This is a genomic window from Actinotalea sp. C106 (genome assembly GCF_023630195.1).
Lineage (GTDB): Bacteria > Actinomycetota > Actinomycetes > Actinomycetales > Cellulomonadaceae > Actinotalea.
The window spans coordinates 1-2609 of sequence record NZ_JALPKN010000369.1; the positions used below are offsets into that span (position 1 = coordinate 1).

General features: G+C 73.3%; 3 protein-coding genes. All 3 read left to right on the top strand.

Features of this window, described 5'->3' with window-relative positions; genetic code table 11:
• Positions 1–71: 71 nt before the first annotated feature.
• Positions 72–626 carry a Holliday junction resolvase RuvX gene (gene ruvX, locus L0B03_RS16425; protein ID WP_250447870.1) on the top strand — a complete coding sequence of 185 codons (555 nt, stop codon included), beginning with the start codon at positions 72–74 and terminating at the stop codon, positions 624–626.
• A gap of 142 nt (positions 627–768) precedes the next feature.
• Positions 769–1920 (top strand): endolytic transglycosylase MltG, encoded by a 1152-nt coding sequence (mltG, locus tag L0B03_RS16430; RefSeq protein ID WP_250447874.1) that lies wholly within the window; start codon positions 769–771, stop codon positions 1918–1920.
• A partial coding sequence (locus tag L0B03_RS16435; protein ID WP_250447872.1) for a shikimate dehydrogenase occupies positions 1917–2609 on the top strand: 693 nt, incomplete at its 3' end. The genes mltG and L0B03_RS16435, both read left to right, overlap by 4 nt.

Sequence of the window (2609 nt, forward strand, 5' to 3'; positions counted from 1 at the left end):
GGGGCCGATGCCTCGGCACTGCCCGCGGCCCTCGAGGCCGTCCGGTCAGCGGTCGCCGAGGGGTGAGCCCGGTGGACGGCAGGGAGTCGGGGACCGGGCCGGGACCGGTCGGTGTCGGTCGCGGTGTCCGGGTCGGCGTGGACGTCGGCTCGGTTCGGGTGGGTGTCGCGGCGAGCGACCCCGACGGCCTCATCGCGACCCCCGTCGAGACCGTCCGACGTGGCGAGGGCGAGCCGGGTCCTGCGGCCACGGACGTCCTGCAGGTCGTGAGGATCGTGGAGGAACGGGGTGCCGCTGTGGTGTACGTCGGCCTGCCGCGCCACATGTCGGGGGCGGAGGGTTCGGCGTCCCAGGCGGCTCGCACGTACGCTGGGGTGCTGGCGCACGCCGTCGCACCGGTGCCGGTGCGGTTGGTGGACGAGCGGTTGAGCACGGTCTCCGCCCATCAGGCGCTGCACGCGGCCGGAAGGTCCGGGCGTCGTCACCGTGCGGTGGTCGACCAGGCGGCCGCGGTGGTGATCCTGCAGTCAGCGATGGATGCGGAACGTACGACGGGGGCACGGAGCGGGGAGCTGGTCACCAGCGACCCACCCTCCGAGGGGGCCCCGGCGCGGTCGGGGACGTAGGGCTGGTGGCCGACCAGGGACGGGCACGGACCGTCTGGTCGGAGCACTCCGGGGGCGCGCAGGTGGACACGGACGTACGGGAGGACCGAGCGATGGCACGCTGGCCGGGAGTCGCACGACAGGAGGCTGGGCGTTGAACGACGTGTTCCTCGACGAGGTGATCAGGCCTGAGGCCTCAGGGCCCAGCCGCCGCTCGGACCGACGCGCGAGCCGTGAAGAGCGTGCCCGCAAGCGTCGGAAGCGTCGCGTGCGCAACATCATCGCCCTGGTCATCTCCCTCGGCCTGCTGGGTGGTGCCGCCTACGCCGTGGTCGAGTACGCCCTGCCTGTCATCACCGACCTGCGGGGCGGCGAGCAGGAGGTCACCGACTACCCCGGACCGGGCCACGGCAGCGCCGAGGTCTCCATCCCCGCCGGTGCGACCGGCGTGCAGATGGCGGCGGCCCTCGAGGAGGCCGGGGTGGTGGCCAGCACCGGCGCCTTCACCAGCGCCTTCGCGTCCAACCCCGACGCCGCGGGGATCCAGCCGGGCACGTACCGGCTCCTCCTGGAGATGCCGGCGGCCGACGCGGTCACCGCCCTGCTCAACGCCGAGAACCGGGTGCAGACCCAGGTGACCATCCCCGAGGGGCAGCGGGTCGACCAGATCCTGGACCGCCTCTCCTCGGTCACCGGGGTGAGCGTCGAGGACTTCGAGGCAGCCCTCGAGGACACCGCCGCGACCGGCCTGCCCGAGGTGGCCGGCGGTAACTACGAGGGATGGTTGTTCCCCCTCACCTACACCTACGAGCCCGGGACCGAGCCGGTCCAGATGATCGCCGAGATGGTCAGCCAGACGGTCCGGGTGCTCGACGAGCGCGAGGTCCCCGAGGCCGACCGGCAGGCCGTGCTGATCAAGGCCTCCTTGGTCGAGCGCGAGTCGCCCAACGCCGAGGCCAGCCCGCAGATGGCTCGGGCGATCGAGAACCGCCTCGACCGCGAGATGCCGCTCCAGATCGACGCCGCGGTCGCCTACGGCCTGGGCAAGTCGGGAACCGAGCTCACGTCCGCGGACATCAGCTCGGACGCGACGGACAACCCGTACAACACCTACGCGCACAGCGGGCTGCCGCCCACGCCCATCGCCTCCCCGGGTGAGGCCTCGATCGACGCGGTGCTCTCGCCCGCTGACGGCCCGTGGATCTTCTGGGCGACGGTCAACCTGGACACGGGCGAGACCAAGTTCGCCGAGACCTACGACGAGCACCAGCAGAACGTCGCCGAGCTGCGGCAGTGGCAGGCCGAGCAGGAGTGACGAACCGCGCCTCCGACGCCGGCCCGGCACCTCGGGTGCGGCGAGCAGCGGTGCTGGGGCATCCGGTGACCCACTCGCTCTCGCCGGTGCTGCACGGTGCCGCCTACGCGGCCCTGGGTCTCGAGGGCTGGCAGTACGACCGGCTCGACGTCACCGAGGAGGCCCTGCCCGAGGTCCTCGCAGGGCTGGACGGCTCGTGGGCCGGGCTGAGCCTGACCATGCCGCTCAAGAAGACTGTCCTCGGGCTGCTCGACCACGTCGAGCCGCTCGCCGAGGTGGTCGGGGCCGTCAACACGGTCCTTGTGCAGGCCGGGGCGGGCGACCGTCCCGTGCTCGTCGGGGCCAACACCGACGTGCACGGACTGGTCACCGCCCTCGGCGAAGGGCTCGCTGGCCGTGGGGTGACCGGCCCGGTGCGTTCCGCGGTCGTCATCGGTGCCGGGGCCACGGCGGCCTCGACCCTGGCCGCCCTCGCCCAGCTCGGGTGCACCACGGCCCAGGTGCACGTGCGCTCGATGGCGCGGGCCGGGGCGACCATGCGAGCCGCGCACCGCATGGGCGTCGAGCCGCAGTTCCTCACCCTGGAGCCCTGGGACCGGTTGCTGGACGCGATGCGGAGGGCCGACGTCGTGGTCTCGACCCTCCCACCCCGGGCCGCCGACGAGATCGCCGCGGCGCTGGGGGAGCGG